24 protein-coding genes are annotated in these 23,140 nt (G+C 71.5%); 13 read left to right on the forward strand and 11 right to left on the reverse strand.

Annotated features, from left to right (window positions below; translation table 11 throughout):
• Nucleotides 1–29: 29 nt before the first annotated feature.
• The 6 genes from F4553_RS31185 to F4553_RS31210 all read left to right on the forward strand — a co-directional run bounded on the left by F4553_RS31185 (nt 30) and on the right by F4553_RS31210 (nt 7,191).
• Nucleotides 30–2,246, forward strand: coding sequence for a sensor histidine kinase (locus F4553_RS31185; RefSeq protein ID WP_184843202.1), 2,217 nt, complete (start codon nt 30–32; stop codon nt 2,244–2,246).
• Nucleotides 2,247–2,263: 17 nt separating this feature from the next.
• Entirely contained in the window at nt 2,264–2,680 is a 417-nt protein-coding gene (locus F4553_RS31190) for a roadblock/LC7 domain-containing protein (RefSeq protein WP_184843205.1), read from the forward strand.
• Entirely contained in the window at nt 2,677–3,630 is a 954-nt protein-coding gene (locus F4553_RS31195) for a TAXI family TRAP transporter solute-binding subunit (RefSeq protein ID WP_184843209.1), read from the forward strand. The genes F4553_RS31190 and F4553_RS31195 overlap by 4 nt, the downstream gene beginning before the upstream one ends.
• 66 nt (nt 3,631–3,696) lie before the next feature.
• Nucleotides 3,697–4,272: a histidine phosphatase family protein gene (locus F4553_RS31200; protein ID WP_184843212.1), complete on the forward strand. Its 576-nt coding sequence runs from the start codon at nt 3,697–3,699 to the stop codon at nt 4,270–4,272.
• Nucleotides 4,273–4,441: 169 nt separating this feature from the next.
• Nucleotides 4,442–6,166 (forward strand): S8 family serine peptidase, encoded by a 1,725-nt coding sequence (locus F4553_RS41995; protein WP_184843215.1) that lies wholly within the window; start codon nt 4,442–4,444, stop codon nt 6,164–6,166.
• Between the two features lie 56 nt (nt 6,167–6,222).
• Nucleotides 6,223–7,191 (forward strand): helix-turn-helix transcriptional regulator, encoded by a 969-nt coding sequence (locus F4553_RS31210; protein WP_184843217.1) that lies wholly within the window; start codon nt 6,223–6,225, stop codon nt 7,189–7,191.
• 114 nt (nt 7,192–7,305) lie between these two features.
• Here F4553_RS31210 and F4553_RS31215 read toward each other — a convergent pair whose 3' ends face one another.
• Nucleotides 7,306–8,178, reverse strand: a complete 873-nt coding sequence (locus tag F4553_RS31215) for a formylglycine-generating enzyme family protein (RefSeq protein ID WP_184843220.1) — start codon at nt 8,176–8,178, stop codon at nt 7,306–7,308.
• Complete coding sequence (locus tag F4553_RS31220) at nt 8,175–9,587, reverse strand: sulfatase family protein (RefSeq protein ID WP_184843223.1); 1,413 nt, start codon at nt 9,585–9,587, stop codon at nt 8,175–8,177. Before F4553_RS31220 ends, F4553_RS31215 begins: the two co-directional genes overlap by 4 nt.
• Nucleotides 9,588–9,691: 104 nt before the next feature.
• Here F4553_RS31220 and F4553_RS31225 point away from each other — a divergent pair, with 104 nt between their 5' ends.
• On the forward strand, nt 9,692–10,114 hold the full coding sequence (locus tag F4553_RS31225; protein WP_184843225.1) for a MarR family winged helix-turn-helix transcriptional regulator: 423 nt from the start codon (nt 9,692–9,694) through the stop codon (nt 10,112–10,114).
• Here F4553_RS31225 and F4553_RS31230 read toward each other — a convergent pair.
• A complete protein-coding gene (locus tag F4553_RS31230) occupies nt 10,111–10,512 on the reverse strand; it encodes a hypothetical protein (RefSeq protein ID WP_184843228.1) in 402 nt (133 codons plus the stop codon). The genes F4553_RS31225 and F4553_RS31230 overlap by 4 nt on opposite strands.
• A gap of 41 nt (nt 10,513–10,553) precedes the next feature.
• Complete coding sequence (locus F4553_RS31235) at nt 10,554–11,774, reverse strand: ATP-grasp domain-containing protein (RefSeq protein ID WP_221470803.1); 1,221 nt, start codon at nt 11,772–11,774, stop codon at nt 10,554–10,556.
• Between the two features lie 101 nt (nt 11,775–11,875).
• On the opposite strand from F4553_RS31235, the gene F4553_RS31240 reads away from it, so the two are divergent.
• Both F4553_RS31240 and F4553_RS31245 read left to right on the forward strand, forming a co-directional pair.
• On the forward strand, nt 11,876–12,649 hold the full coding sequence (locus F4553_RS31240; protein WP_184843234.1) for an SDR family NAD(P)-dependent oxidoreductase: 774 nt from the start codon (nt 11,876–11,878) through the stop codon (nt 12,647–12,649).
• Complete coding sequence (locus tag F4553_RS31245) at nt 12,646–13,161, forward strand: gluconokinase (protein ID WP_221470551.1); 516 nt, start codon at nt 12,646–12,648, stop codon at nt 13,159–13,161. The genes F4553_RS31240 and F4553_RS31245 overlap by 4 nt, the downstream gene beginning before the upstream one ends.
• Here the strand turns inward: F4553_RS31245 and F4553_RS31250 are convergent.
• From F4553_RS31250 to F4553_RS31260, 3 genes are read right to left on the reverse strand one after another with little or no spacing between them, the layout of a single operon-like run.
• A complete protein-coding gene (locus F4553_RS31250; RefSeq protein ID WP_184843237.1) occupies nt 13,130–13,768 on the reverse strand; it encodes a GOLPH3/VPS74 family protein in 639 nt (212 codons plus the stop codon). The genes F4553_RS31245 and F4553_RS31250 overlap by 32 nt on opposite strands.
• Before the next feature lie 37 nt (nt 13,769–13,805).
• Nucleotides 13,806–14,774: an acetamidase/formamidase family protein gene (locus tag F4553_RS31255; RefSeq protein ID WP_246467535.1), complete on the reverse strand. Its 969-nt coding sequence runs from the start codon at nt 14,772–14,774 to the stop codon at nt 13,806–13,808.
• A 5-nt stretch (nt 14,775–14,779) separates the two neighbouring features.
• The gene (locus F4553_RS31260) at nt 14,780–16,159 is read right to left on the reverse strand and encodes an APC family permease (protein ID WP_312875457.1); all 1,380 of its coding nucleotides are present in this window, start codon (nt 16,157–16,159) and stop codon (nt 14,780–14,782) included.
• 385 nt (nt 16,160–16,544) lie between these two features.
• Here F4553_RS31260 and F4553_RS31265 point away from each other — a divergent pair, with 385 nt between their 5' ends.
• Both F4553_RS31265 and F4553_RS31270 read left to right on the forward strand, forming a co-directional pair.
• Nucleotides 16,545–17,723, forward strand: coding sequence for a pyridoxal phosphate-dependent aminotransferase (locus F4553_RS31265; protein WP_184843246.1), 1,179 nt, complete (start codon nt 16,545–16,547; stop codon nt 17,721–17,723).
• A gap of 26 nt (nt 17,724–17,749) precedes the next feature.
• Nucleotides 17,750–18,547, forward strand: a complete 798-nt coding sequence (locus tag F4553_RS31270; protein ID WP_184843249.1) for a carbon-nitrogen hydrolase family protein — start codon at nt 17,750–17,752, stop codon at nt 18,545–18,547.
• Here F4553_RS31270 and F4553_RS31275 read toward each other — a convergent pair.
• Genes F4553_RS31275 through F4553_RS31290 form a run of 4 tightly spaced genes read right to left on the reverse strand, consistent with a single transcriptional unit; the run spans nt 18,544 to nt 20,907 of the window.
• Complete coding sequence (locus tag F4553_RS31275; RefSeq protein ID WP_184843252.1) at nt 18,544–18,810, reverse strand: hypothetical protein; 267 nt, start codon at nt 18,808–18,810, stop codon at nt 18,544–18,546. The genes F4553_RS31270 and F4553_RS31275 overlap by 4 nt on opposite strands.
• A gap of 32 nt (nt 18,811–18,842) precedes the next feature.
• Nucleotides 18,843–19,841 carry an S-adenosylmethionine:tRNA ribosyltransferase-isomerase gene (locus F4553_RS31280; protein WP_184847157.1) on the reverse strand — a complete coding sequence of 333 codons (999 nt, stop codon included), beginning with the start codon at nt 19,839–19,841 and terminating at the stop codon, nt 18,843–18,845.
• 5 nt (nt 19,842–19,846) lie between these two features.
• A complete protein-coding gene (locus F4553_RS31285) occupies nt 19,847–20,230 on the reverse strand; it encodes a VOC family protein (protein WP_184843255.1) in 384 nt (127 codons plus the stop codon).
• Nucleotides 20,227–20,907 (reverse strand): SDR family NAD(P)-dependent oxidoreductase, encoded by a 681-nt coding sequence (locus F4553_RS31290; RefSeq protein WP_184843258.1) that lies wholly within the window; start codon nt 20,905–20,907, stop codon nt 20,227–20,229. The genes F4553_RS31285 and F4553_RS31290 overlap by 4 nt, the downstream gene beginning before the upstream one ends.
• A gap of 123 nt (nt 20,908–21,030) precedes the next feature.
• Between F4553_RS31290 and F4553_RS31295 the strand changes: the two genes are divergently transcribed.
• Together F4553_RS31295 and F4553_RS42600 are read left to right on the forward strand one after the other, a co-directional pair.
• A complete protein-coding gene (locus F4553_RS31295; protein ID WP_312875458.1) occupies nt 21,031–22,155 on the forward strand; it encodes a GAF domain-containing sensor histidine kinase in 1,125 nt (374 codons plus the stop codon).
• Nucleotides 22,148–22,783: a response regulator gene (locus F4553_RS42600; protein ID WP_184843261.1), complete on the forward strand. Its 636-nt coding sequence runs from the start codon at nt 22,148–22,150 to the stop codon at nt 22,781–22,783. Before F4553_RS31295 ends, F4553_RS42600 begins: the two co-directional genes overlap by 8 nt.
• Nucleotides 22,784–23,140 lie beyond the last annotated feature (357 nt).

Here is a 23,140-nt window from a genome sequence, read left to right on the forward strand (position 1 = left end):
GACGACTTCGGTCGATCCGCGTTCGTCTGTTGCTTCCGGTCGTCGTCGCACTCATCGGTGTGGGCGCGCTCGGCCTGGTCCAGACCGCCGAGGCGCTCAACTCCGCCACCGACGCCCAGCGGTCCCGGCAGATCGCGCAGGCCCTCAGCGCGACCGTCAAGCTCGGCCACCAGCTCGAGCAGGAGGTCGCCGAGACGGCGGACCTGCTCCTGCGCGGCGGCACGGCCGGTCAGCAGCTCCTGATCGCCCAGCGGATCCGCACCGAGGAGGCGATGGCCCGGTTCCGCGAGGCGACCGCCGCCGCGGCGCTCGCCTCACCCGCCGTCCGGGAGCTGCTCGACGAGGCCGAGGAGGAGCTCGACAACCTCTCCACCACGCGCTACCGGGCGCTGCACCCCGATGTGCCCCCGGGCGGGGTGCCCGTCACCTCCGACCGGGCCGGATCACCCGAGGACTCCTCGCCCGAGGCCGCGTACGACGAGCTCACCCACACCCTCGTCGCCGTGGCCGAGGCATACGCCGTGCAGCCCGTCGACCCGCGCCTCGCCGCGAGCGCCCGGGTCGTCTCCGTGCTCACCGGCGCCGAGCACCGCGCCGCCGAGCAGCGCGGACTGCTGCGCGAGGTCTTCACCCGGGGCAGGTTCGAGCCGGGCGAGCTCGCCCAGCTCGGCATGCTGCGCGGGGCCGAGCAGGAGCGCCTCGCCGAGCTCGACCGGATCGCCACCCCGGTGATGCGGTCCCGCTACGCCGCGGTCGTCTCCGGGGTCGACGTCGAGAACGCCCGCTCGATGATCGAGAAGGCGCTGCAGGCGGACAGCCGCAGCGACGCGCTCAAGGTCGACTCCGACGCCTGGTACATCGCGCAGACCAACGCCCTGCGCCGCCTCTACCTCTTCGAGCTCGAGGCGATCGGGGTGCTGGAGGAGGAGGCGACCTTCCAGGCGGCCGTCGCGCAGACCCAGGCGGTCGTCTCCGGCATCAGCACCGCCGCCATCATGGCGCTCACCTTCTACGCCGCGCTGTCGCTCGCCGTGCGTACCAGTCGGCGGTTGCGCAACCTGCGCCAGGCGGCGCTGGCGGTGGCCAACACGGAGCTGCCCGGCGCCATCGCGGCCGTGACCGAGGCACCGAGCCCGGACACCGTGCGGGCCGTCATCGCGGCCTCCACCGAGCGCTCCGCCGCGTCACTGCCCGTCGACGCCGACGAGATCGGCGAGGTCTCCGCCGCGATCGGTGCGCTGCACCGCCAGGCGCTGCGCCTCGCCTCCGACCAGGCACTGCAGCGCCTCGACATCGCCGGCGTCTTCGTCGCGCTGTCGCGGCGCGGGCAGACCCTGGTCAACCGGCAGCTCGCCCTGATCGACGAGTTCGAGCTGGTCGAGACCGACCCGGAGACGCTGTCGCGGCTGTTCCGCCTCGACCACCTCGCCGCCCGGATGCGGCGCAACGAGGAGAACCTGCTGGTCCTCGCCGGTGGCGAGCCCGGCCGGACCTTCCCCTATCCGGAGCTGCTCAGCGACGTCGTGCTCGCCGCCGCCGCCGAGATCGAGGACTACGCCCGGATCGACGCCACGGCCGTGCCCGAGCTGTGGGTCTCCGCCCACTGCGTCGGCGACCTCGTCCACCTCATCGCCGAGCTCGTCGAGAACGCCACCCTCTTCTCGCCGCCGACGAGCCGGGTCCAGGTCTCGACCCACCGGGCACCGGAGGAGCTGACGATCAGCGTCTTCGACCGGGGCATCGGGATCCCGGCCGGGCAGCTGGCGCAGATCAACGAACGCCTCGCCCACCCGTCCCGGCTCACCAGCGAGCTCGCCAGCCGGATGGGTCTGCTCGTCGTCGCCCGGCTCGCCGAGCGGCTGCAGGTCGGCGTCGAGCTGCACAGCGCACCCGGCCAGGGCACGATGGCCCTGGTCCGGCTGCCCGCGCGGCTGCTCGCCACAGCCGAGGGGGTCGCCGCCCGGCGGAACGCGGAGGCGGCCGCCCGGGCCGCCAGCGCGCCCGTCGCCGCCTCGGTCGCACCGAAGATCGTTGCCCGGGGCCATGCCCGGCCTGTCGGCAACGGCAACGGCAACGATCTGCCCGTCCGCGATCCGGGCGACGCCCTCGCCCCGGCGCTGATCGACGACCCGGCGCAGACCGTCGTCCCGGCGACGATCGACCCGGAACTCATCCGCGCCCGCCTCACCAGCCTGGCCACGGGTATGGCAGCCCACCGCCAGGCCGCTCCGCCCACCCGTCCCTAGCCACGAAGGACGCCCTGATGCCCGACCTGTCCGCCCCCACCGAACCCGAGAGCCTCGACTGGCTGCTCACCTCCTTCGCCAAGCGCGTTCCGGACGTGACCTACGCCCTCGCCGTCTCGGTCGACGGCCTCGCGCTCGCCGCCACCGCCGGCCTGCCGCAGGACCAGTCCGACCACCTCTCGGCCATCACCAGCGGGCTCGCCAGCCTCACCGTCGGCGCGGCTCGATGCCTCACCACCGGCCGGGTACGCCAGACGATCATCGACATGGACGGCGGCGTGCTCCTCGTGATGGCCGTCGGTGACCGGGCGCAGCTCGCCGTCCTCGCCTCCCCGGGCTGCGATCTCGGCCAGACCGGCTACGAGACCGCCCTGCTGGCTCAGCGCGTCGCGGTGGCGCTGGACCCGGATGCGCGCGTACCGGGCCAGCTGTGAACCGCCGCCGGCTGCTGCTCGGCGCGGTCGCGACCGCCGCGCTGGGCGGCTGCGGCACCGATCCGTCGCAGGGCGACGCGTGGCACCGCGGCCAGATCACGGTGGGTACCGGGCCGACCAACGACGTCTTCAACCAGATCGGCGGCGGCTACGCCGACGTCATCACCCGGCACCTGCCGGGCTATGAGGCGGTCGCGGTGCCGACGAACGGTGCCGCGGAGAACCTGCAGCGCCTGGTCCGGGGCGATGTCGACGTGGCCTTCACCTTCGCCGACAGCGCCGCCGACGCGGTCGCGGGCCTGGGCGCCTTCGCCAACAACCCGCAGCCGATCCGGGCATTGGCCAGGGTCTTCAGCAGCTACACCCACCTGGTGACCCGGGCCGCCGGGCCGATCAAGCGGCTCGCCGATCTCGCCGACCGGCGGGTCGGGATGGGACCGCCGCGCTCGGGGACGGAGGTCGTCGCGACCCGCATCCTCACCTCGGCCGGGATCCGGGTGAAGCAGGTGTCCGGCTCGCTCAACCAGATGATCGCCCTGATGCGCTCCGGCGACCTCGACGCGATGTTCTACTCGGCCGGAGTGCCGACCGTCGGCATCACCGCGCTCTTCGAGCGGAACAGCACATACACCCTGCTGCCGACCGCGTCGGTCCTGGCCGACCTGCAGCGGACCTACCCGGGCATCTACACCGACGGGTCGATCCCGGGCTCGGTCTACGGCCTGATCGTGCGGGAGATCCCGACGGTCACGATCCCCAACCTGATCGTCGTCGCGGTGAACCTGCCGGAGCGGCTGGCGTACGAGATGACTCGGTTGATCTTCGATTACCAGGGCGAACTCGAACTGGTGCACCCCGAGGGGAAGAATATTTCCCAGGCCGTCGCCTCGCATACGCTGCCCGTCCAACTGCACGACGGTGCCCAGCGGTACTACAGCGGGTTGGGCTGACGCTCCGGAGAGTCCGACCGGTTAGTTGATCGCCACCTGATCGGTTCCCGGCGCACACTCAGCCGCATGAGCTTGATCTACCTCGTGCAGCACGGTGAGAAGCAGCCGGAGCCCGGCGATCCGGGCCTCACCGACCGGGGTAGGTGGCAGGCCGATTGCGCCGCCCGGCTGCTGCGGGACGCCGGCATCACGAGTGTCTTCAGCAGCCCGCTGCTGCGCGCCGCCCAGACCGCCGAGCGCATCGCCGCCGTCGCCGGTCTCGGTGTCACCGTCGACGACCGGCTGCGCGAGCGGATGAACTGGGACGGCCACCGGCCGATCGGCGAGTTCCTCATCGACTGGTCCCGGTCCGTGCGCGAGCGGGACTTCGTCCCCGCCGGGGGGTACTCGTCCCATCAGGCGGCCGAGCGGATGCGCGCGTTCCTCACCGAGGCGGCGCCCGCCGAGCCGATCGCGGTCGTCACCCACGGCGGCATCACCGTCGACCTGCTCCGATCCCTGCTGGGCGATGCGGCCGTGCCCGCGCGGCTGCTGCACGAGGGCGTCCCGTCCGCGGCGATCACCACCATCGACGGCTTCTCCGTGGTGCGGATCGCCGCCACCACCCACCTCGACGAGCTGCCCCGGCGGGGCGCGCGCTGACGGGTCGCGGCACAGCGCGGCCTCGCGCAGCGAGACGGCCGCGCTGTGCTGCACGGCGTGACGGTTGTCCGGTGCCGGGCAATGTCTGGAATCGGAAGGGTCCATATCGATGGATGGGGCTTAGCTTTAGCGCACCCCGGGGCCATCCTTACCCTTCCAAGGAGAATCCATGGCACACCCAAGCGGGCCGACCCGTCGGCTCCTGATCGCCGCGCTGGCCGGTGCGGTCGCCACCACCGGCGCCGTCAGCCTCCAGCTCTCAGCGTCGGCGGGCCTCCCACCCCTGTCCGTCTCGGACGGCGCCCTGCTCGTCTCGGCACCCTCCGGCTACCTCGGCGCGACCGAGGCGATTCCCGGCAGCTACCTCATCGGTCTCAAGGGCGCCGCGTCGCTCGCCGCCGCCGCCCGCGTGGAGGCGGGCGACGAGGCCCGCAACCTGGTCGGAAAGCATGGCGGCACCGTCGGCACCGTGCTCTCCGCGGCACTGCGCGGTTTCACCTTCACCGGCACCGAGGCGCAGGCGAGGGCACTCGCGGCGGACCCGTCGGTGCAGTTCGTGCAGCAGAACGGCCGGGTCCACCTCACCGACACCCAGACCAACCCGCCGTCGTGGGGCCTGGACCGCATCGACCAGCGCAACCTGCCGCTGGACAAGGCCTACACCTATCCGACCACGGCCTCGTCGGTGCACGTCTACGTGCTCGACACCGGCATCCGGGCCTCGCACCAGACCTTCGGCGGCCGGGCCGACGTGGTCTTCGACAACATCGGTGACGGCCGCAACGGCGTCGACTGCCACGGGCACGGCACCCACACCGCGGGCACGATCGGCGGCTCCACCGTCGGCGTCGCCAAGGGCGTGAAGGTGCACGCCGTCCGGGTCCTCGACTGCTCCGGCAACGGCGACGACAACAAGATCGCCGAGGCGATCGACTGGGTCACCGCGCACGCGCAGAAGCCCGCCGTCGCCAACATGAGCCTCGGCGCCCAGGGCACCCATGCCGGGATGGAGACGGCGGTGCGGGGCGCGATCGCGGTCGGCATCACCTTCGCCCTCGCCGGGGGCAACAACGGCGAGTCCGCCTGCAACTTCACCCCGGCCCGGGAACCGCTCGCGATCACCGTCGGCGCCACCGAGTCCAACGACGCCAAGGCGAGCTACTCCAATTACGGCAGCTGCCTGGACATCTGGGCACCGGGCTCCAACATCGTCTCGGCCGGATACAGCAGTGACACCGGCACCGCCACGATGAGCGGCACCTCGATGGCGTCGCCGCACGTCGCGGGCGCGGCAGCGCTCTACCTCGCGGCCAACCCCAATGCCACCCCCGCACAGGTACGCGACGCGCTGGTCAACGGCGGCACGCCCGGCAAGGTCACCAACCCGGGCAGCGGCTCGCCGAACGTGCTGCTCTACGTGGGCGGCACCGCTCCGTCCCCGACACCCTCCACCTCGCCCTCGGTGCCGCCGACCTCGCCGTCGCCGTCCGCCTCTCCCTCCACCCCACCGTCGCCGTCCTCCTCGCCGTCCCCGCCGCCGCCCGGTGGCGTCTACGCCAACGAGAACGACTATCCGGTCGGGGACTTCAACAACCCGGGCGTCAGCACGATCACGGTCAGCGGGCGCCCCGGCAGCGCACCGGCCTCGCTCAGCGTCAAGGTACGGGTCGTCTGCCCCAACCGGGGCCAGCTCAGCATCGAACTGGTCGGGCCCAACGGCTACACGTACCAGCTCAAGCAGATCAACTTCGGTGACACGGCGCCCAATGTGGACGCGACATACACGGTCAACGCGAGCTCGTCACCGGCCTCCGGGCAGTGGACGCTGCGGGTGCGGGCCTTCAACTTCACCGCCACCAACGGAACCATCGACCGATGGAGCCTGACCTTCTAGGCACTCGGGTGGGCTCGCCCCTGGCCGGGCGGGCCCACCTTCAATACGCTGCGGGGATGCCGTCCCTGCTGGAACCGGTCGGTCTGGCGCAGATCCACAGCGACCTCTATCTCGACCTGCTCTCCCATCCCCGGAGCACCCCGACCGACCTCGCGGCGAGGCAGGACCTGCCGGTGGCCCGCGTCCGCAAGGCCCTGCAGCGCCTGCTCGACACGGGGCTCGCCGCCCGCCTCGTCGGCAGCCGCAACAGCTATGTCGCGGCGCCGCCGGAGATCGCCGTCGACGCGCTGGTGCTGCGCCGCAGCAAGCAGCTGGAGCAGCTGCGCATCGATGCGCACGAGCTGGCGCTGCGGGTGCGCTCGGTGCTCCCGCCGGCCGAGTCGTCGGAGTTGATCCAGCTCGTCGAGGGCCCCGAGGCGGTGAGCCACCATCTCGCCAGGATGCAGCTCGGTGCCCGCGAGGAGGTGCTGATCATCGACAGCCCGCCCTACCTCTACGGGCGGCCGGTGGCGAATGCGGAGGAGATGCAGGCGCTCGCCCGAGGCGTGAGCTACCGGGCGCTCTACGACGCCCCGGGACTGCACGAGGCCGGGCACGTCGACCAGATGATGGAGTGCGTCGCGGCGGGGGAGCAGGCGCGTACGCTGCCCAGCATCCGGATGAAGATGATCATCGCGGATCGCGACCTGGCGCTGCTGCCGATCAGCTTCTCCGCCGGTGAGACCGGCACCCGGATCCTGGTGCACGCCTCGCCGCTGCTCGACGCGCTGGTGCTCTGCTTCGAGTCGCTCTGGGCGCAGGCCACCCCGATCGGCGTCACCGCGACCACATCCGAAGGCGTCAGCGATCAGGACCGGCGGCTGCTCTCGATGCTGGCGAGCGGGTTCAAGGACCGGGCGATAGCCAGGGCGCTCGGCGTGACGGAGCGAACGGTGGGCCGCCGGATCCAGGAGCTGATGGCACAGCTCCACGCGACGACCCGCTTCCAGGCCGGACTGTCGGCCGCCCGCCGAGGCTGGCTCTGACCCTTTAGGACCAACTCTTGAAGAGTTGCGGCGATCTTGGCGCGGCGACCCGGTCACGTTTTGCAGCAAAGCGTGCCCTCCGACGTGCGAATGGGCACGCTTTGCTGCAAAACGTCACTGGGTTTGGGCGACGCGGAAGCCGATGTTGCCGCTGGAGCTGTCGGGGGTGTTCGACGAGCGGGCGGCCACCCGGTAACGGTTGCAGTAGGAGTCGTGGCACATGTGCGAGCCGCCGCGCATCGACCGGGCGTGCTGGTCGGCGCCGAACCAGTCCGCGCACCACTCCCAGACGTTTCCGGCCGTGTTGAACAGGCCGAATCCGTTGGGGGCGAACGACTGTGCGGGCGCCGTGCCGCCGAGCCCGGTCTGCCAGATGTTGCACGCCGCGTCGCCGCCGGGGGTCAGGTCGTCGCCCCAGGGGTAGCGCCGCTGGTCGAGGCCGCCGCGGGCGGCGTACTCCCACTCGGCCTCGGTGGGCAGGCGCGTGCCCGACCAGCCGCAGTAGGCGGTCGCGTCGTGCCAGGTCACGTGCACGACCGGGTGGTCGGCGGCGGCCTCGGTGCCGGGTCCGCGCGGATGCCGCCAGGTCGCGCCTTCGACCGCACACCACCAGGGCGTTCCGTGTACGCGGGGCGCCGACTCCGCCAGCTCCGCGCTGAGGAAGCCCTCGTAGACGAAGGAGTAGCCGAACCGTTCCGACTCGGTGCGGTAGCCGGTCGCGGTGACGAAGGCGGCGAACTGCGCGTTCGTCACCGTGGTCGCCGCGATGGCGAAGGGGCGCACCGTGACGGTCCGGATCGGCCCCTCGCCGTCGGCGGGGAACCCGTCCTCGGCGCCCATCCGGAAGGCGCCACCGGGAAGGCTGATCAGGCCGGCCGCTGGTGAGGGCTGATGTGGCGCAGCGGCCGGCCGATTGATCACCGCTACCGGGGTGGTGCCCGGTGCGGCCGTCCCTGACGCGGTGGCGCAGCAGGGTCGGTGGGTCATGGTGCGGTGGCGCCCGAGCTGGTGCGGTCGGCGGCGAGCTGGGCGGCGAGGGCCGGGATGCCGAGCGCCTGCTCCTGCGCGGGCGTCGCCTGGTAGAGCAGGTTGGTCAGCTGGTGCGGGTCGTTGACGAGGTCGTAGTACTCCCGGAACAGCACGGCACCGGTGCCGGTCGGTATCCCGTTGGCGTCGGTGTGCAGCTGGTAGTACTCGGTGTACTGCCGCGTCGCGTCGACATAGGACGACCAGGTGTTGGGGCCGCCCGCACCGGTGCCGTGCTTCCAGAACTCGGTGAGCAGGCGGGTCCGCCGGTGCGAGCCGAGCAGCGAGTGGCCGTCGAGGACGTGCTGCGGCCCGGGGGTGACACCGGTCGCGTCGAAGATGGTCGGCGCGATGTCGATGTTGGCGGCGAGCCGGCCGTCGTCGGCGCCGGTGTCGAGGCCGCCGGCCGGCCAGGAGAGGTAGAACGGCACCTGGATCGACGGGGTGTATGGCACCGACTTCTTGGTCCAGCCGTGGTCGGCCCAGGTGTATCCGTTGTCGCCGATGAAGATGACCAGCGTGTTGTCCAACTGGCCGAGCGCGACGAGCTTCTGCCGGATCGCCTCGACGGCGTCGTCGACGGAGAGCAGCGTGCGCAGCTGCGCGGTGCGGATCGCCTTGCCGTCGGCGAGGGTGCCGGTGGCGTTCTTGATGAACCCGGGCTTGTCGGACCGGTCCGCCTCGGGCACGGAGGGCCGCCCCTTCCAGGCCGGGACCGGCGTGTTCTCGTAGGGCGTGTCCGCCGTGTTGGGCCCGTGCGGCGCCTTGGGCGCCACGTAGAGGAACCAGGGCCGGGTGTCGGTGGCGCTGCGCTCGATGAACTTCACCGCCTGGTTCTTGATGACGGTGGTGGAGTAGCCCGCGATCGTCTTCACCGTGCCGTTGACGTTGTAGGTGCCGTCGTTGTAGGTGATGGGTGCGAGCAGCGCGTACTCGTCGAAGTGCGGGGGATTGTCGTGGACGTCCCAGCCGTTGAGGAACTTGCCGTAGAGCCCGGTCCGGTAACCGGCGTCGTGGAGGTACCGCTGCACCGTGCCGCTGTGGTCGAGGTTCTCCGAGTGCTGATTGCCGCGTACGCCGTGGTTGTGCGCGTACCGGCCGGTCAGGATCGAGGAGCGCGACGGTGCGCAGAGGGGCGTGGCGGCGTACCCCCGGGTGAACGTGACGCCCTGGTCGCCGAGCCAGCCGACGGTCTTGGGCGTCGCCCAGCTCGTGTTCTTGGGCTGGTCGTCGGTGACGATCACCAGGATGTTGGGGCGGGCCGGGGGCGCGGCCGATGCCGCCGTGCCGCCCGCGGCGGTCGCGCTCGCCAGACCGGCGGCGGCCGTGCCGGCGATCAGGGTACGCCGACTGACGGTGGGAATGTCCATATCGATGAGCCTAAGATCCTGTTAGGCGCACCTCAAGAAACTATTCTTATCTATCCCGATAACGGATTGTTACTGTCAAATGCGGCAAGGCTATGCTGTCGATCATGGAGGAGCTGATCCCGTGCCTCGCCCGCGACCTGCGTGCGGCCCTCGACGCGGAGTTGGCGCCCCTCGGGATCACGATGCAGCAGGGCGCGCTGATCATGCGGATCGCGCAGGGCGAGGACAGCCCCGGCCAGCTCGCGGGCCTGGTCGGCACGGACACGGCGGGCATGACACGCCTCATCGACCGGCTGGTGGGCAAGGAGCTCGTGCGGCGGTCACCCCGCCCCGGCGATCGGCGAGCCGTCGTCGTCGAGCTGACCGAGGCCGGTCGTGAGCTGCATCCGCTGGTGCCGCCCGCCTTCGCCCGCGTCGCCGCGCGGCTTCTCGGCGGCTTCAGCCCCGCCGAGGAGCGGGCGGCGGACGACCTGCTCCGGCGCATGATCGAGAACCTGCACGGCGCCGGAGCCTGCACCGGCGGCTAGCCGACGCCGAGGGCCGCCTTCACCTTGGTGACGGCGGCGGTCTCCGGCTCGGTGACCCCGCCCGACGCGTCGGCGACCTTGTCGCACGCGGCGACGATCGCGCTGCGGAAGCCGTCCAGCTCGGCCGGGGCCTTGGACTGCAGGATCGTCGTGGACTGCTGCAGTGCGGCGAGGACGCCGGTCTCCATCTCGGCCGGCGATCCCTTCGGCACCTGCGGCAGCCCGCCGGACTTGAGCAGGTCGCGCAGCTCGGGCGACGAGCCGGCGAGCACCTTGGACCCGGCCATGCTCTCCTTGATGGTGGCGAAGAAGCCCGGGTCCGCGTTGGAGACGAGCATCATCGCGCCGAACGCGGCGGTCCGCAGCGTCTGGCGTTCCTCGTCGGTGTAATCGGTCATGCCCTGCATTCTGCTGCGCGCCAGTACGCCACCGTGGTGGTTTACGGCAATTCGCGTACCTTGACATGGATCTTGGCGATCGCGAGCTCGGCGGCCTCGCGCGCCTCCTCCGGCGTCGGCGCCCAGGACATCGCGTAGGCCGCGCGATCCCACGAGCTGCGCAGCTCGTGCACCTCGTCACCCGGCGCCACCAGGCACTCCACCCGGACCACGTCCGGCACGTCGGCCGCGTCGTCGAGGCCGTCGACGCACTCCACGACGCCGGCGTCCACGGCGAGGAACCACACCGCGCAGGCGGCGGCGGCCGCCGCCTGCGCGGGACCGGGGTCGACGCCCTGCATGACGTCGAAGTAGCGGCTGGTGATGTTGATCGGCCAGGCGTACTCCATCAGCAGCACGATCATGTCGCCGGGCAGCCGGCCGGCGCACTCGACGAGGTAGGGCGTGCCGTCAGCGGCGACGATCCACTCGCAGTGCAGGAATCCGCTGCGGAACCCGACCGCCCCGGCGACCCGCGCCGTCGCCGCGACGAGCGCCTCGTGCAGCGGGTCGGGAATGTCGGCGGGCACGACGTGGCCCCGCTCGATCGGGCGCGGGCCGTCGAAGAGGACCTTGTCGGTGACGTTGGCGAACCGGGACCGGCCCTCGTGGACCAGCATCTCCACGCTGTACTCCGGGCCGGTCACGAACTGCTCGGCGAGCATCCGCAGCGGCAGCCCGCGATCGGGGACGTGCATGCTCTCGTCCTGGGCGATCGCCGCCGTCCAGGCCTCGTCGATCGCACCGGGCCCGTCGATGATCCAGGTGCCGATCGTCGCCTGCCGGTTGCTCGGCTTGATGATGATCCGCCCGGGGTGCCGCTCGGCGAAGGCACGCACGTCGTCCGGGCTCGCCACGCTCGCCGAAGCGGGGTTGGCGATCCCGGCCGCCGCGGTGACGGCACGCAGGCGGCCCTTGTCGCGCAGGGTCTCGGCGGCGGTGAGCGTCGCACCGGGTACGCCGTAGAGCTCGGCGAGCCGGGCGGCGAAGGGCACCGCGTACTCCATGGCCGGGATCACCGCGACCACCGGCTCGTCCGGGTGCTCGTCGTGGAACCGCTCGGCGGCGCCGGGCACCTGGTACTCCCAGGTGACGAGCTCGCGCACGCAGTCCAGGGCGGCGAGCTTCCCGGCCGCGTCGTTGCGCTCGGCGACCTCGGGCTCCTCCACGTAGAGCACCGATCCCGCAGGCAGGATCGTGTCGGCAGGAGTAACGACGTTCATCACCAGACCTACGATGATCACGGTGCCAGGCATTGGGGTCTCCCAGATGATGGTGGGCCGATGAGGTGCGGGGTTGCGGGCGTCCGCCTACGATCCAGCTCGTGGACACAGACTCAGATCCTCGGCCCGTCGCGGCGATCACCGGTGCTGCGCAGGGTATCGGCGAGCGCATCGCCCAGGTGCTCGCCGACGAAGGCTATCGACTCGCGCTCTTCGACCGCCAGCAGATTCCCGACTCCGATAGTGTGCTCGCGATCACCGGCGATGTCACCCGGGAGAGCGACGTCGCCGACTTCGCCGCAGCGATCGGTGAGCGGTTCGGGCGGATAGACGTGCTGGTCAACAATGCCGGGATCGCCTGCATCAGCCCCGCCGAGGAGACACCGGCCAGCCTGTTCCGCCAGGTGGTCGACGTGAATCTGACCGGGCCTTTCCTGCTCTCCCAGGCCCTCGGGCGGCAGATGCTCGCCGCGGGCAGCGGTTCGATCGTCAACATCGCCTCGGTCGCCGGGCTCTTCGGGGTCGCCGACCGGTCCGCCTACAACGCGAGCAAGCACGGGCTGATCGGCCTCACCAGGACCCTCGCCGCCGAGTGGGGCGGCCGGGGTGTCCGGGTCAACGCCGTCTGCCCCGGCTGGGTCAAGACGCCGATGGACGACGCGTCGCAGGGCGAGGGCGCCTACGGCGACGCCGACATCACCGATCACGTGCCGATGGGGCGCTTCGCCACACCGGACGATGTCGCCCAGGCCGTGGCCTTCCTCGCCGATCGGCGGCGCAGCGCCTTCGTCAACGGCGTGACGCTCTCCGTGGACGGTGGCTGGGCCGCCGACGGATCGTGGCAGTCGCTGCGGCTGGGGGCACGGGAGCGATGAGCATCTCGAAGAAGCCGGTCGTCGTCGTGATCGGCGTCGCGGGCAGCGGCAAGAGCACCGTCGGCAGCGCGCTCGCCCGACACCTGGGCGTGGAGTTCGCCGACGGCGACGACTTCCACCCGCCCGCCAACGTGGCGAAGATGGCGGCCGGGCAGCCGCTCGACGACGCCGACCGGTGGCCCTGGCTCGCCGCGATCGGCGACTGGATCGACGGGCGGCTCGCCGCGGGCACGGGCGGTGTCGTCGCCTGCTCGGGGCTGCACCGCGCCTACCGCGACCGGTTGCGGCGCAGCCCCGACGTACGCGTCGTCTACCTGCGGATCTCGGCCGCGGAGGCGACCGCGCGGGCGGCGCACCGCACCGGCCACTACTTCGGCGCCGACCTGGTGGCGAGCCAGTTCGCCACGCTGGAGGAGCCCGGACCGGACGAGGACGTGGTCACCGTCGACGCCACGGCGAGCCCCGCCGACCTGGTGGCCCTCATCGGTAAGGAGATATCGCCGCCTCGGTGATCATCGTGCTCACCGTGCCGACGATCTCCCGGACGGCCGGCTGCTGCTGATCGAGCAGGTAGGACAGGCGGCTGAGCAGCTCGCCCGACGGGAGGTTGACGTTGAGGGTCGACTCCAGCCGGAGCGTGCCGACCAGTCCGCAGAGCGCGGCGCACTGGTCGTCCGGGGTCTCGCGGCCGTTCACGGCGTACCAGACCCGGGCCCGGGTGGAGCCGATCGGCGCGTCCGGCGCCGGCGGGTAGCGCACCACCATCGAGCCGAGCAGCCGCCGGTAGCTCGTCTTCGTCACCAGCCCCGCCGCGTGCAGCCCGCCGGTGGTCCGGTCATAGGCGTCCCGGGCGATCGTCCCCAGCCACCCGCGCGGCTGCCGGGGGAGCTGGTCGCCGACCATCTGGGCGATCGCCCAGTCGCCGATCCCGTCGCCGGTGCGGGCGGTGTCGCGCAGGGCCACCCGCCCCGGCTCCACCGTGACGTGACCGGAGAGCACCAGGTCGATCAGGATCGCACCGGCGAGCCCGAAGGAGAGCGAGCCCGTGTGGATGCGCGGCTCGCCACGATCGTCGTGCGCGAGCAGGTAGACCTCGTCGCGGAGGGTCAATCGCTGCATGACCGCCGCCTCCCGTGTGTGTCGTAGAGCGATCAGGTCACCCCGCCGCGGCGATCGACCGCAGCCGGGCATGCGTGCCGGCGTAGGCCGCAGCCGGCCCCGGCAGCCATCGTTTGGCGATCTTCGCGAGCATCGTGTAGTTGGGGTCGACCACGTTGCCCGCCGGTGCGGTGCCGGCCTGCGAGAGCAGCTGATAGGCGTCGAGCTGCTCCAAGCCGGTCAGCTCGCCGATCCAGCGCGTCATGTCGGCGTGCGCGATGCGGTAGGCGTCCTCCAGCGGCCGGGCCACCCCGACCGAGATGAGGTATGAGTCGGTCTCGATCCGCGGCCACGGTGTCGCGGTGTTCGGGATGAGGTCGACGACGAGCGTCGTCTCCATCGCCGTCTCGACCGCGGTGCCGCACGCCTCGCCCTCGCCCTGGCGCGCATGGCCGTCGCCGAGGGAGAAGAGGGCGCCGTCGACGTTGACGCCGAGATACAGCGTGGCGCCCGCTCGGATCTCCGGGGTGTCCAGGTTGCCGCCGTGGGAGTCGCAGGTCAGCGTGGAACGGACCTCGAAACCGGCGGGGGCGACGCCGACCGTACCGTGCATGGGGTCGAGCGGGAGCGCGACGGCCTGGTCGCCGCGGGTGGCCCGGAAGTGCACGAGGCCTGCGGCGGTGTCGATGTCGTAGACCCAGACCCGCTCCTCCAGCGGCGGTTGCAGGCTCGCGGTGCGATCCGTCGAGGTGAGCGCGCCGAAGTGCGGGACCGTCGCCGAGACGCCCCAGTCGCGGGCGGGCGTGATCGCCGCGAAGTGCAGCGCCAGGGTGTCGCCGGGCCGCGCTCCCTCGACATGGAAGGGCCCGGTGACGGGGTTGACGAAGGGCAGCGGGCAGACCTGCGACGGCAGATCCTGCGGCCCGCGGACCAGCCCGCCGAAACAGTCCTGTGTGGAGACCCGCAGGATCTCGCCGGGCCGCACGGTGCCGATCGCGGCCCGGCCGCCGAGGGTATAGGCATACATGCCGGTCATTCTGCCCGGCTCATCCCGGCCAGCGTGGGCGACCGCCCGGCCAGGGTCATCCCGATCAGTGCGACGACGCCGAGGATCAGCCAGACCGCGCCGAGCGCCTGCGCCCAGACGCCGGCATTGACGATCACCATGACGAGTACGCCGATCCCGGCGAGCGGCAGCACCAGGTGCGCCAGCAGGTTGCCCGAGCGGTTCCGGATCAGGTAATGCACGATCACCGACAGGTGCAGCACGACGAAGGCGACCATCGCGCCCATGTTGACGAGCCCGACGAGCAGCCCGATGCCGTCGGCCCGGGTCGACATCCACACTCCGACGACGGTGGAGAGCGCGGCGACGAGCAGCGTCGCGTTGGCGGGCACGCCGCGCTTCATCGAGACCGTGGCGAGGAACCTCGGCAGCTGGCGGTCGCGGGCCATCGCGTAGAGCAGCCGCGAGACGGCGACCTGGGCCACGAGCGTGTCGGCGAGCCCCCAGGCGATCGCGGTCGCGGTGGAGGTGAGGTCGGCGAGCCAGGAGACGCCGGTCTGCGCCGCCGCGTCATAGAAGGCGGTGCCGTCGGGGTCGCCCGCCGCGAGCAGCGCCGCCGGGTCGGCGACGAGGAGCGAGGCGACCCAGACCTGCACGATGAAGAGCACCCCGGCGAGGATCAGCGCCAGCTTGATCGCCTTGCCGACCTGTGCGGCGCCGCCCCTCGCCTCCTCGGCGAGCATGGAGATGCCGTCGAAGCCGAGGAACGACAGCACGGCGACGGAGACCGCGCCGAGGATGATCGGCCAGGTGAAGGTCTCGGAGTTGAAGAGCGGGGTGAGGCTCCAGCCGTGGCCCCGGCCGTCGGCGAGCGCCCAGATGCCGATACCGAGGAAGACGGCGAGGACGATCAGCTCGCCGACGATCATCACCTTGGTGAAGAGCGCCGTCATCCGGATGCCGCGCAGGTTGATCAGGGTGTTGGCGAGCACGAATCCGATCAGCCAGAGCCAGACCGGGATGCTCGGCACGGCGGCGTGCATCGCCGTCGCCGCGATGAGGTAGAGCAGGCTGGGCACCAGGATGTAGTCGAGGAAGATCGCCCAGCCGGTGAGGAATCCGGCCGATGCCCCGATGGAGCGCCCGGCGTAGCTGTAGACGCTGCCCGCGAGCGGGAAGGCGCGCAGCATCTGGGTGTAGGAAGCGGCCGTGAGCAGCAGCGCGACCAGCCCCACGGCGTAGGCGAGCACCGGCATCCCGCCCGAGGCGGCGAAGACGGTGCCGAAGATGGCGAAGGGTGCGATCGGCACCATGAAGATCAGTCCATAGAAGACCAGATCGGCCAGGCCCACGCCCCTGCGCAGCTCCTGCTGATAACCGAACCGGCCGAGCACGTCATCCGACACCGTTGCACTCCAGGTCGCGCGATCCGTCGAGGAGCCATCAGGTTGCCGCAGTTTCACCGGGGTGGCAATAAAGCGTTCATTGACAGGACGCCCGGCATTTCCTCGCGAGGGACGGTCGAATAGCTGCTCGAATGCTGTCGGTGCGCCGACAGTGCGCGCCATGAGCTGCTCGGAGCCGGGAGAATACCGTCTGTTCGGATGGGTGTCCGTCTCCGCCGAATGCCGATTGGCAAGGGTCGCACAAGGGTGTCGCAGGGGTCATTGATTAATGTCTCCATACGCGATTCCGTGCTATGTCGTGACGTCGTCCTGGAATCCGGAATTGATGTGGGTGGCATAGCCTTCGGCACCGTCGAAGCTGTCTGCCACCGGCCCGAGCTGTAGCATGTGGCGGGTGACGGATGTGACCAGCAGCAAGCTGCGCGGCCTCGGGACGACGATCTTCGCCGAGATGACTGCCCTGGCCAAGCGCACCGGCGCGGTCAACCTCGGGCAGGGCTTCCCCGACACCGACGGCCCGGCCGGCGTGCTCGCCGCCGCGCGCGACGCCATCTCCGCCGGGCTCAACCAGTATCCGCCGGTCGACGGCCTGCCGGAGCTGAAGTCCGCGATCGCCGCCGCCCGGGCGGACCGCTACGGCCAGGTCTTCGACCCCGACGGCGGCGAGATCATGGTGACCGCCGGTGCGACGGAGGCGATCGCGTCCGTGCTGATCGCGCTCTGCGAGCCCGGCGACGAGGTGGTCGTCTTCGAGCCCTACTACGACAGCTACCTCGCCAACATGGCGATGGCCGGTGCGGTCCGCCGCCCGGTGCAGCTCCGGATGGCCGGCGACCGCTTCGGGTTCGACCCGGCCGAGCTGCGTGCCGCGATCACGCCGAAGACCAGGCTGCTGCTGCTCAACAGCCCGCACAACCCGACCGGCAAGGTCTTCACCGCAGCCGAGCTGACCCTCATCGCCGAGCTCTGCGTCGAGCACGACCTGATCGCCGTCACCGACGAGGTCTACGAGTACCTGACCTTCGACGGCGCCGAGCACATCCCGCTCGCCACGCTGCCGGGCATGCGCGAACGCACGCTGACGATCTCGTCGGCGGGCAAGACCTTCTCCGCGACCGGTTGGAAGATCGGCTGGGTCTGCGGTCCGGCACCGCTCGTCGCCGCCGCGCGCAAGGCGAAGCAGTTCCTCACCTTCGCCGGGGGTACGCCGTTCCAGGCCGCGATCGCCGTCGGGCTGCGTGACGAGCTGGACTGGGTCGCCGCGCTCCGCGCCGATCTGCAGGAGCGCCGCGACCGGCTGCGCAAGGCGCTCACCGCGATGGGTGCGGAGACCTACCCGTGCGAGGGGACCTATTTCCTGCAGATCGACGTCCGCTCGCTGGGTTATGAGGACGGCGTCGAGTTCTGCCGCGATCTCGCCGAGAAGGCCAAGGTGGTGGCGATCCCCGCCCAGGTCTTCTTCGACGATGTCGAGACCGGCCGACGCTATGTCCGCTTCGCCTTCTGCAAGTCGGATGCCGTCCTCGACGAGGGCATCCGCCGACTCGCCACCTTCACCAGCTGATCGCCGAGCCACCGGGAGCCCCTGCCATGCGCGTCGCCGTCTGCCAGCTCAACGCCCGCGATGACCGCGCGGCCAACCTCGCCACCGCCCGCGAGCTGCTCGACCGGGCCGCCGCGCTCGGTGCCGACCTCGCCGTGCTCCCGGAGTACACGGACTACCTCGGCCCCGCGGCGGGCGCGCCGAAGCCGGAGACGCTGACCGGCGATTACGCGGCGTTCTTCGCCGATGCCGCCCGGGAGCTGGGGATGTGGGTGCTCGCGGGGTCGTTCCACGAAGCCAGCGCCGACGGGGAGCGCACGCACAACACCGCGCCGCTCTTCGACCGGTCCGGCGCCCTCGTCACCGCCTACCGGAAGATCCACCTCTATGACGTGGAGATCCCGGGGCGGGTGTCCTTTCTGGAGTCCGCGACGATCGCGCCCGGCGCCGAGACCGTCGTCGCCGACGTCGACGGGGTCCGGGTCGGCTTCTCGATCTGCTACGACCTGCGCTTCCCCGAGCTTTACCGGCGGCTCGCCGTCGAGGGCGGCGCGCAGGTGATCGTGGTCCCGGCGGCCTTCATGGCGCACACCGGCCGCGACCACTGGGAGGTGCTGCTGCGGGCCCGGGCGATCGAGAACCAGTGCTACGTCGTGGCGGCCGGGCAGATCGGCGACCATGACCCCGGCCGCACCTGCTTCGGCCGGAGCATGGTCATCGATCCGTGGGGCACCGTGATCGCGCAGGCCCCGGACACCGTCGGCGTCACCGTCGCGGAGCTGGACCTGGCCCGGCTCACGAAGATCCGCGCGGAGCTGCCCAGCCTCGCCAACCGCCGGCTCTAATCGGTGATGGCCCGGCGCATGGAATAGGTCACGGCGAAGAGGCGGTGCGGCTCGCCGTGCATGAAGATCGTGGTGCGGTCATAGGCCTGCCACCCGGCCGCACCGGCACGGTTGAGGTGGCGCAGGTCGTCGAAGCGCTCATCCGTGCCCCAGCGGCTGGACCCGCCCGGGTAATGGAACGTCGCGTCCCAGTCCATGAACTTGTCGTTGCCCAAGACCCCGGCCGATCGATATTCCAGCCGTGCGTACTCCCATGCGGTCACGGTTGAATCATGCCGCACGTAGGCAAGCGAACTCAATGCGTGAGCAAGAGGTTCAGGTCCCCGAACTCGTGCCACAGATAGCGTTCCCCGATCGCCTCGGCGTAGCACCGTCCCAACAGGTCGTTCCCGGCGATCGCGGCCAGCATCAGCAGGTGCGACGCTCGCGGTTCGTGGAAGCCGGTGAGGAGGCCGTCGACCACGCGTACCCCCTGGTCGGGCGTGACCACCAGGTCGGTCCAGCCGCCGGCGGCCGCGACCGACCCGTCGGCCCGCGCGGCCGTTTCGATCGCGCGGACCGCGGTGGTCCCGACCGCGACGACTCGGCCACCCGCGGCCCTGGCCTGGTTGACGAGGCGCGCGGTGGTCGCACCGACCGAGAACCGCTCCGGGTACGGCCGCTCGTGCGCCTCCGGTGACGCCACACCGGTGTGCAGGGTGATCGGTGCGATGACGACGCCCCGGCTCACCAGCCTCGTGACGAGCGCCTCGGTGAAGGGACGGCTCGCACTCGGCATCTCCGCGCTGCCCGGCTCGATCGCGAAGACGCTGTGATAGGCGGAGATCGGCCATTGGCGCTCCACATAGGAGTAACGAATCGGCCTGCCGTGCCGGGCCAGGTAGGCCGGGACCGACACCGTGTCCAACTCGGCCGCCCAGAGCCGGTCCGAGTAGGCCGCCCGCAACGTCACCGTGGCACCGCCACGCAGCGTGAGCCGCTGCCCGGCGACACCGCCGAGGAACGGCTGCCCGTGCCGGCGCAGCTCGACGAGCCAGGTGCCGTCGGGCTGCAGCGTCGAGACGTGCACGGCGAGCCCCGGCTCGGTCGTCTCCACGGCCGCCGGCATCGTCGCGGAGGTGTTGACGACGAGCACGTCACCCGGGTCGAGCAGCGACGGCAGGTCGGTGAATCGGTGGTGGGAGACGTGATCGGGGGAGCGGCCGACGAGCAGGCGCACCTGGTCGCGGGCGAGACCGCGCGCCTCGGGCGGCTCGTGCGCCTCCAGCTCGGGGTCGAGCGCGAAGTCGAGCATGGTGGTCACGACCGGGCCTCGCTCCAGATGAGGACGGCGTTGCCCGCCGGATCCCGCACGACGAAACCGTAGTGCCCGCGCGGGAACACCACCGCCGGACCGAGATCGCCGCAACTCTTCAAGAGTTGCTCCATCGCGGTGATCGTCTCGTGCAGCGCGTCGACCGCAGCGCGGCTGGGCAGCTCGATCGCGACTCCCGGCGGCGAGCTGGGAGTGCCGGTCTGGACCACCTCGATCCGGCCGCCCTCGCCGACGCCGAAGACCGCGCCCCGCTCGTCCTCGCTCGACCACTCGTCGATGCGGGGCAGGCCCAGCACCTCGCCGTAGAACTCGGCGGCACCGGCGAACTCCGGCACCTCCAGCGGCGCCCACAGGGCCGCGGCGCTCATGCGTCCAGCCAGTCCGCGAGCCGCTGGCGACCGGAGGCCGGACGCTTCGCGAGCAGGTTGAGCAGGCCCGGCGCGACCGTCGACGGCAACGGCCGATCGGAGATGTCCTCGCCGGGAAACGCGTCCTGGTGCATCCGGGTCCGCAGATCGCCGGGGTCGAGCTGCCACACGGCGAGCTCCGGCTCCTCGGCGCCCAGCACCCTGCCGAGCTGCTCCAACGCCGCCTTGCCCGCACCGTAACCACCCCAGCCGGGATAGGCCGCGACGGCTGCGTCGGAGGTGACCAGGACGACCGCGCCGCGCGCCGCCCGCAGCATCGGCGCGGCGAGCTGGGTCAGCGCCAGCGGCGCCAGCACGTTGGTCTCGAAGACGTCGCGCAGGGCCGCGAGCGGCAACTCGGCGACGCTGGGCAGGGGCGACGGGCCGAGCGTGCCGGCGTTGTTGACGAGCAGGTCCAGACCGCCGGTGTTCCAGGCGGCGTCGATCAGCTCCTCGCGATGGGCCGGGCTGGTGACGTCGCCGGCGACCGCCGTGACGCCGGGCAGGCCGCCGACGGCTTCGGACAGCTCGGCGGCGTCGCGGGCGTCGACGATGACGCGCCAGCCGGCGCCGGTGAGGGTGCGGGTCAATTCGAGCCCGAGGCCCCGCGAGGCCCCGGTAACGATCGCGGTAGGCATGTCATCGACGCTATTCGCGATCGTGACGGGCCGAATCGGTCCGCAGCCGCCCTGTGTCTAGGACCTTGGACCTAGGCCCACGGACTGACGCGGCTGCCCGCGCCGGGGCGCTACGGTCAGGAGGTGGACGATCGGGAGATGCTCGACGAGCTGAGCGCGGCGGTGCTAGCGGTCAACCGGCACCTCTCCACCCGCGAGGTGCTCCAGACCATCGTGACCGCCGCGCGCGGGCTGCTGGAGTGCGAGTATGCGGCTCTTGGCGTACCGGACGACCAGGGCGGGTTCGCCGAATTCGTCGTGGACGGGATCTCCGACGAGCAGTGGGCGGCGATCGGCCCGCTGCCCCGCCAGCACGGACTGCTCGGCGCGATGCTGCACTCCGCCCAGCCCGAGCGCCTGCCGGATGTCCAGGCCGACCCCCGTTTCGGCTGGTGGCCGCGGGCGCACCCGGTCCTCAAGGACTTCCTCGGCATGCCGATCACCGACGGCGAGGAGATCCTCGGCGCGATCTATCTCGCCAACCGGCGCGACGGCGACGGCTTCACCCCCGACCACGAGCGGCTGCTCGGCGTTCTCGCCGCGCACGCCGCCATCGCCCTCACCAACGCCCGGCTCTACGAGCACAGCCGCGAGCTGACCCTGCTGGAGGAGCGGCACCGCGTCGCCCGCGAGCTGCACGACGCGATCGCCCAGAAGCTCTTCAGCCTGCGACTCACCACCGAGGCCGCCGCCGCCTGGGTGCGCCGCGACCCCGCCCGCGCCGAGGAGGAACTCGCCGAGATCCGCCGCCTCGCCGGGCAGGCCACCGACGAGCTGACCCAGATCGTCGCCGAGCTGCGCCCCCGCGAGCTCGCCGACACCGGGCTCGCCGAGACGCTGCGCCGCCGGGTCGCGCTGCTCGACCGGGTCCACGACGCCGAGGTCACCTTCAGCGAGTCGGGCCGCCCGCGATTGACGCCCCGCGTCGAGGAGGTGGTGCTGCGCGTCGCCGAGGAGGCCCTGCACAACGCGCTGCGCCACGCGGGCGCGGCCCGGGTCCGGGTGGCGCTGACCGCCACCGACACGGGTGTGGTCTGCGAGATCGCCGACGACGGGATCGGCTTCGATCACACCACGCCGACCGGCGCCAACGCCCGGCTCGGTTTCGCCTCGATGCGGGAGCGGGCCCGGCGGGCACAGGGCAGCCTCGACGTGCGCTCGGCACCCGGCAGCGGCACCACGGTGACCCTGGCGGTGCCCGGTGAGTGACGAGCCGATCCGGGTCCTCATCGCCGACGACCACGCCGTCGTCCGGCGGGGCCTGCGGGTCTTCCTCGAACTCCACGACGACATCGACGTGGTCGGCGAGGCGGTCGACGGTGCCACCTGCGTCACCGCCGCCGCCGAGCTGCTGCCCGACGTGATCCTGCTCGACCTGCGGATGCCCGGGCTGGACGGCGTCTCGACGATCCGGGCACTCGCCGCGGCCGCCCCGGCGGCACGGGTTCTCGTCGTCACCAGCTTCACCGAGCCGGTGCTCCTGCTCCCCGCCGTGCGGGAGGGGATCGCGGGCTGCGTCTACAAGGACATCGACCCCGCCGACCTGGCCAACGCGATCCGCTCCGTCCACGCCGGGCATGTGCTGCTGCCACCGGGGGTCGCGGCGGCACTGATGACCGGCGGCGGTGCCGGGGCGGACCGGTTCGGCCAGCTCACGCCACGCGAGCGCGATGTGCTCGCCGAGATCGCCCGGGGCCACTCCAACCGGGAGATCGCGAAGGTCCTGCACCTCGCGGAGAAGACCGTGAAGACCCACGTCTCCAGCATCCTGATGAAACTCGACCTCGCCGACCGTACGCAGGCGGCCCTCTACGCCGTCCGCCACGGCGCTCCCTAGCCCGTCCCGGTACACCTGATCTCCGGCGCTCGTCGTCATCCCACGATCGCCCGGGGCTTGTGGCATGATCACGCCGTTTTCCCCGAAGAAGGCCTGATCATGGTCCTTGATCACACCATCGTGGGGGAAACGGTGTGATCACCCCGCTGGCGCGGGAGCTGCCCGCGGCATGGTGCGAGTAGCGCAAGCTCCCGGTGCATCCCTGCTCCCTGCCCGGTCCGGGCGCCTTTCTCGCTGCGCTGTGATCGCGTTGTTTCCGGGAAGTAGTCCCCTCAGGGTGCGTTGGAAGGGCATGTTTCCGGGAAAGTGCGCGATCTTGCGGAGTTTTAGGCACATTTTCCCGGAATGTGCGTGATC

Source organism: Allocatelliglobosispora scoriae (assembly GCF_014204945.1).
GTDB classification, from domain to species: Bacteria; Actinomycetota; Actinomycetes; order Mycobacteriales; family Micromonosporaceae; genus Allocatelliglobosispora; species Allocatelliglobosispora scoriae.